The sequence below is a fragment of the Halovenus amylolytica genome, from assembly GCA_004015825.1.
GTDB classification, from domain to species: Archaea; Halobacteriota; Halobacteria; order Halobacteriales; family Haloarculaceae; genus Halovenus; species Halovenus amylolytica.
On the sequence record SAYS01000039.1, the window covers coordinates 1 to 7,025 of the forward strand.

Annotated in this window: 6 protein-coding genes; all 6 read right to left on the minus strand. The window is 50.0% G+C overall.

What is annotated here, in order from left to right; translation table 11 throughout:
* Window positions 1-881: 881 nt before the first annotated feature.
* Window positions 882-1,478, minus strand: coding sequence for a hypothetical protein (locus tag EOW68_RS17975; RefSeq protein WP_128226533.1), 597 nt, complete (start codon window positions 1,476-1,478; stop codon window positions 882-884).
* Window positions 1,479-1,601: 123 nt separating this feature from the next.
* Entirely contained in the window at window positions 1,602-2,780 is a 1,179-nt protein-coding gene (locus EOW68_RS17980) for a site-specific integrase (protein ID WP_128226534.1), read from the minus strand.
* A gap of 41 nt (window positions 2,781-2,821) precedes the next feature.
* The gene (locus EOW68_RS17985; RefSeq protein WP_128226535.1) at window positions 2,822-4,132 is read right to left on the minus strand and encodes a hypothetical protein; all 1,311 of its coding nucleotides are present in this window, start codon (window positions 4,130-4,132) and stop codon (window positions 2,822-2,824) included.
* Between the two features lie 472 nt (window positions 4,133-4,604).
* Window positions 4,605-5,165: a hypothetical protein gene (locus tag EOW68_RS17990; RefSeq protein WP_128226536.1), complete on the minus strand. Its 561-nt coding sequence runs from the start codon at window positions 5,163-5,165 to the stop codon at window positions 4,605-4,607.
* Between the two features lie 353 nt (window positions 5,166-5,518).
* Window positions 5,519-5,890: a hypothetical protein gene (locus EOW68_RS17995; protein ID WP_431359053.1), complete on the minus strand. Its 372-nt coding sequence runs from the start codon at window positions 5,888-5,890 to the stop codon at window positions 5,519-5,521.
* A gap of 246 nt (window positions 5,891-6,136) precedes the next feature.
* Window positions 6,137-6,955, minus strand: coding sequence for an IS5 family transposase (locus tag EOW68_RS18000; RefSeq protein WP_128226538.1), 819 nt, complete (start codon window positions 6,953-6,955; stop codon window positions 6,137-6,139).
* Window positions 6,956-7,025 lie beyond the last annotated feature (70 nt).

Below are 7,025 nucleotides of genomic sequence, written 5' to 3' on the forward strand. Positions count from 1 at the left end.
ACGTGGAGCCAGCAGGGACGCAATCCCTACGACGAACTCAAGCGAGTTGTCCGAGACAACGAGATGGTTTCACGAGAGTTTGCTGTCCCGACCCTAGAATCCTCGGGGTAAACACGTACCTTTGTCTGACCTGTAACTGCAACCTTGACGCCAATAGTTCACGAAACGGATGACCGAGTAACAACGAGATCGTCAACCAATAGAATACTCCAATGGCGACTAGTGATGCAGCAGACAGCAAAATAACCCCCGTAGTTTCTACAGATCGTGGAGCGTCTACGATATGGACAATCGCCGCATTCGCTCCAATAGCAGAAAGGAGAAACCCGACAAATGGAATAACCTTACTCCGAGCCAAGAACAAATTGAGGATGTTCCTTCCAAGGTTACGAGACGCAATTCGTTCAATCAGAAAGACGATCACAATAGTTCCTGCCCCAGTCAACCCGACTTGAAGACTCAATAACTGACTTGGAACATTCTTCCCAAGATTTGTCTCTGGCAATAACCAGACAGATATCCCAAGAATGAGAAAAGCAAAAGCAGGGCCTGTCAGAAGTCCATTTTTCCCGAATATCGAAAGATAGGCTTCGGTTCCTCTTTTCCGAAATGAAATCCATCCTGTGCTGAGTAGATTCCCGGTGGTGGCCCTCAACCGGATGGAGTTCCAAGGTGGGAGAAAGAACCTGAAATACCATAGGATAACTGTAGTCAAAAGCACGAGAAAAAGAAGCGTGCCTAACAGAGTGAAGGGCTGACTGAGGCTTGGAATATTAGAAGGGTCCCAAGAACCGAGTCGAGTCATACTAAAGGCGAAATATCCCACACCCTTAGTCATTTATCAACGACGTGAGATCACAGAATACTCAAATCTACCTGATTTAATTAGTAGAGGAGAAGTCGCCATCACGTTGGAAAACATACGCTGGTGACCTCCAGAAATTTTCATCGATGGGTTCTCTATCAGATACCTTTCTCAACTCTGTCATCAGAAATGGATTCTCAAGTTTCTTTCCCTGTTCTACTATGTAGGTTGTTGTATCGAGTTCGTCGTTGTACTGGCTATATGTATCATCTTCGCTGATGTGTTTCCGGAATTCCTCCGCTTCCTTGGAATCCGGATCGGGATTGATAATTAATTCGGTGATGACGCCAGTGTGCGTGACCGTATCTCCAGTTCGATAGTAGATTGGAAGTTGCCCATGAGCATCATATGCAGAGGCTGCGGATTTCAATGCGCTCCCGGATCGATGGGTGATAGCATCTAACTCTACCAGTTCATCAAGTCTATCAGCGTAATTCTTGGAAAGAATCGCAACGTTGTGGGATTGTCGGACTTTCCGTTGTAACCCTGACCACTGTGACTGCTTACTTGACGTTTTGGACCTATCCAACTTCTTCGCCTCTTCAAGATGCTGCATCATCCCATCTATAGAGGAATCTTCCGAACCTTCCGAGGGATCAGACGGATCATCCATGATCTTCACAATAAAAACCCGTTGAACAATTATAACATTTTCGGCTGTACATATTTTAGAGAGACAAGCAATTGAGAATATACGAAACTAACCGGCTTGCTTTTCTGTTTTCACGAAGTACTTTCAGTGATCGAATCCGGTGGCAGGGTCATCGTCAGCATCTCTAAATTCGTCTTCGAAGCGTTCACGTTCTTCCGAATAGTCGGGAAGGTCATAGTGCTGATCTTGGACACGGGGGCTCACATCGCAGCGCTGGTTAATCGCATCTGATGAAACACCTCTGTTCTTTTGATCTGTAATGTAGCCCGTCCGGATGTGGTGTGGTGCTCTACTGCTTGGACATTTGAACGCAGCATTGTTCCGTTGGGCCGCCTCGCAATCTTCAGGGTCGCGGTCATGCGGGCACCCGAGTCCAACCGCGCAGGGACGACTCCACTTGTAGGCGATTTTCTGTAACATCGATAGGCTGATCCGGCCGTTACCTTTCGTAAGTAACGGCTCTCTGCCCTCCGAATCAGTTTCTGCAGGCCGTTGGTCATCGAGATAGTCTTGAACGATTTCAGGAGTGTCGCCGTACAGCGTAATCTCCCGTTCGCTCTTCTCATTGTTTTTCAACTCTGTTTCTTCCTGATGTTCGAAGGTGAGCAGCCGCTCCGAGTAATTGAAATCACCCACATCGCACCCTCGCAATCCATTTTTCCGGGGCCCGGACTGACACATCAACTCTATCGAGACGTGCTCCACATCAGCATATTCGTACTTACGCAGATAATCCAGTGCTGCTTTGGCGATTTCAGGTTCGAGTTTCTTTTCATCCACGCCTTCGCCAGAATCATGATCCACTTCGGGGATCTCAACCGCCTTTTCAAAGCGAACCGGAACCATCCGGTGTTCAATCAAGTGCTGAATGAACTCACGAAACAGATACATATCGTCTCTGAGCGTGTTTTTCGATAACGGCTTCTCCCGTGACAAGGAGTCGTATTTCCGCCAGTTTTTATATCGTTTTACGTCTTCACTGGCGAAGTCTTCGGTCGTTTCGACGTCGATCTCGTCTTCGAGGTATGTCTGGATGTAGTCGAGTTTCCTGCTGTACTGACCCGTGGAGTCGACTGCCGCTAGCTTGTAACCCCGAAAATCATCGAGAACTTCCTTCATTCGACGAGACTTCAGTGCCAGTTCCGGAAACGAATCCGCAATTTCATCCACGACAGTCGAAGCGATTTGCTCCAAAAACTCCTCTGTTGGATCCTCAGAGAGGCGCTCTTTCAAAATCTCTACGTCGTCAGGCGAGTTAGACATTGGTTGATTTGAGTGTTTCTGTTGTTTCAGATCCGAGAGCGTTAGTTAAACTCGTCAAGTGATCTGTCAATATTCGTGGTGTTGCTGTCCCCGATGTAGGCGCTCTCGGGCAGGATTTGACGGATTCGGTGCCGGAAGAAGACACGCCTGTAGCGTCGCCGTCGTGCCGGCGTGAGATAGTAATCCCGAACCGACTTGGGATCGGACGCCCCTTGCTCCTCAGCGAGTTTGCCTGCAGCGTCTAAGAGGTCGGTTTCGGCCTCAGTCAAGATGTTATAATAGAACGACCGGCCGTGCTTGGGAGTTGCATCTTCGCCGTCGATCGTCACGTTTGCCCTTCGACACAGCGTTTTGAAGCGTTTGCGCGCTTGCTTAGCAGACAAGGTTGCTCGGTGTTCTTCAGGACTTGGGTAGAGATAGCCGTTCCAATTTGGTTGCTGAGCGCGCTGGTCGAGGAGACCGGCAAGCGCATCAAGCCCAAAAATAAGCGACACTTCGCCTTGGCCGTTTTTGCGCTCTCGCTCTCCAAATACAATTTTGGGATCATCTGTGTTGAGTTCGAGTTGGTCGACGTGGATTGCTGGCAGTTCTTTTGTCCGAACGCCCCACACGCAGTATCCGATCACCAGCATCCGTTCTGCATCTGTCTCGGCGACAAGCCACAGCCGCTTGACTTGCTCACCAGTCAGGGGAGTTGACTCGGAGCTCCAGTCCCACCGAAACTCGTCTTCAATCCCGTCCATTGGGTCATATTCGATCCGGCCTGACCGGTCAAGCCATTCAAAATATCGATGTGCAGCGCGCACATAGTGGTGCGCTGAATCATCTGATATCAATTCTGCTCTAAGAGCTTTCCCAACCTCTTTGAACGCATGATAAACCTCGGGTTCCACCGACGGGTCATTCGCAAGCGCGATCATTGCATCGTCTCCGTACGTTGCAGCGAACCGCCGCAGCACTTGATCGAGCTGGGAGCGGTGCGTTCGCTTCGTTGAGTCGGCCCAATTCCGACACTCAACGCAATCATCAAGATAGGCCTTCGCCCGCTCGATCGTGACAACGTCGTCAATACTCCACTCGTATCTGTCGTCGTCCGAGCCGCCTGCAGAGGTGAGCAGAATGAAAAATTCGGGTGTCCCCATGTCGTGTTTCTCACGGAGTATCCATCGCAGGTGTGCGTATCCGTTGTCAGTCAACCATCGCACAGGTGGGTAATCCTGCGGTGTGTGGGGGTCCTGATCCTCCCATTCATCGAGGAGTTCCTTCCCAATGGCTTGGAGTGCAGCCAAGTCGTGATTCCAGTCTTGATACTCTTGGGTCTCGTCCGAATCGTCTTCTGAATTGTTCAGCATACCTCCCTGTACGGGGGGATGTTAAATAGTTCTTATTAGATAAATGATATGTTATCTGTAGAATATTTTTACGCAAAGATAAATTTGAGCGTAATAATTATTTTATCCAAGGAGTGGAACACCCTGTAGAACGGCTGTCTCTGAATCGGTTCGCGCCCTCGTTGACGAACTATCACATATAACTGAAATCCGGTATATTTACTCACTTCCGTATCGAAGCTTTGACACGCACACCCATCGACCAGGGCTTGTAACCACGCCAAGTATGTCGATCTCTTTTCGATGGTCTCCACACTGTGTGTAATCCATTCAACACACCCCTTGCTGTCCCCCATATCGAGAACCACTCATATCAAATTGTAATTTGCTAGTATTAGTGACCATTCAACCACGAGCACTGGCTCTCTCTCCTGTCACTACACTGCCAGAAAATCTCGCACCACCGGATTCAGCTTCGTAAGTCCGAAACGACTCAAACCGAATTAGCGTGTTTGTCAACCACCACAACTTCAGGAGTCTCATCACTCGAACTCGACTCTTCAGCACCCCGTTCTCTCACTTCATGCTCCACATTGGGCAACGTCCCTTCATCGTAATCCTCTGACGGGTAGACTGCGACGCACGTCTCTTCCAATGTCGGGTGCTCGCTCGCGTAGATTGGCTTCAACACGACTGAGTCCGCAGTCAGCTTTGCATGCAGGTGGTCCGGAAGATCGGTGATGATGGTAACCTGCGCAGCGCTCACATCATCTGACGCCAACTCATTGTTACCGACACCGGAGAGACTAGACACGCCGACGAAGTCAAGCGTTGGTCGGTTTCCCTCATCGGTTGTGAGCACCATTTTGTCGTGCTTCTCGTAATAGTACCACGCCACCAATGCGCCCCTTTTCGGGGCGAACTTATGTGCTTCAAATCCGAGTTCACGCACGAGGGGTGCTGGGAGCGTGAACTGGTTCTGACTCGATACTGTCTGTCTAAACGAGGATTGATACGACTCGTCGCACTGATCGTTTGTCTGTCGATCGACCATTAAACCAATTGAATGAAACTGGTACGTAAAAACCCTTGTAGACAAGAGGTCTAATCCGGATTACTGTCTCGGGAGATACACTCAAGTGCCTCCTACCCCGACAACGCCGGATCAACAATCTGTTCGAGGTTGAACAACTGCAGGTCGTCATGGTCAGCAGTTGCCTCACGAACAGAGAGTGTCTGTAAACAGTTACTAGATCTGACCTGCGAATCGGTAGAGACAGGGCCCAAACATACCGCGACGAGTGACAACCTATATGGAATCCATCAAAAATCCGGTGAAACATGCAGAGGTTCTATGTAATAGAACAATCAATTCAGAAGGTAGCGTTAATAACAGACAATCTCTGTCTATTCGGTACCTGGCAGTAGAGGAACTACTATAAAAATCACAACCATTCCAGGAATTATTTTCGAAATAGAGATTCCAAAACTCAAGAGTGTGACCTTATATGCCAATGCTGCGGTTCCCAGAATAAATTCCAAAATAAACATTGTACCTGCCATCAGCACTCCTCCCACCGTCCCGCCGATGAAGGCGGGATGAAATTTTGTTCCAATAAATTTTGCTCCCCAAACGGCACCCCAAAACCCCCCGATGACGACGGTCAGTATGCTACCACTCACATCAAACACTCCATTTAGAAGCCATGTTCCAATAATCGCTCCCGCTACCGTCCCGCTAAAAATTCCCGCAATACGGGCCAGCCTCAGTAGCCCCATATTGGCTACATCATACAGCCACGATATTAATTTCACCGGCAATAGACAAGGCAGTTATCATCAAAATGATCAAGGGGTGAAAGAGATCTCAATACCTGTGCGGTTCGCCGTGATTCATCTCTAAGGTATGCGCACTGTAATCAGCACGGCTGTTGAGACCTATTATTGGCTAAGGGCTTCGACAGAACCGCTTGAAGCTAAGCTCAGAAATGTTTGCCCAGTAGGATCGATAGACTGCACTGGAATTCACTGTCGTAAGCGTCGCAGAATGTTGTAGACGACGGCGATGAGAATTATTTCACGAAATTGGAGGAACCACGACCGAGCACTGACGCTCGTCGAGATGGTACGCTTGATGGCCGAGAACGCTGTCTCGGCCATCCAGCGCCGGCCATAGCCGGCGTCTTTGAGCCGATCGTTGTGTGCGCGGTCGTGGTCAGTGAACTCGCGGTATTTGATGACTGGCTCGATGCCGGCAGTGTTCAGCTCTGTCCGAAACGGCATCGAATCGTAGCCTTTGTCGCCGAGTAACCGCTGCAGGTCGCCCGCATTCCGGCGGGCGACCTGCCGGCCAATCGGATTGTCATCTTTCCCGCTAGTCGTGCAGTGGACATCAGTAATCAACAACGAGTCGATGTCCACGAGGGCCGTCACTTTCAGTGCTGAACGTTTGTAGCCACTACGTTGGGCGTAGTGCTGGCTGATTTTCCCCCGAGAGAAGCCTGTCGCATCAACTGCTCCGTCATACGGACCCTGCTGGCCCGTCAGCGCCAGCAGGGTCCGCCAGTGACTCATTGGCAGTTGTTTGAACCAATCGCACAACGTCGTGAAATGCGGCGGACGTCGTAAACCAAGCTCTGCGAGAATTCCCGGCATCTCGCTCAACAAATCAACCGTCTCTCGATACGATTTGCCGAATTTGATGCGAACACAGTGTAACGCTAGCATTGTCCACTCCGCGAACCGGCCGCCACCACTTGGGGCGGCCGGTTCGCTTGGATCTGCGACAATCATTTGAGCTAGCCTCACGCACTCTCTAGTGAAGCGACGGATTTCCGATTTCATTTCGTCCGTCGCTTCGCTCCCAGTCAAGATAGCCTAGCCGCTCCGCCGGCTAGCGATTCTACTGAGCAAA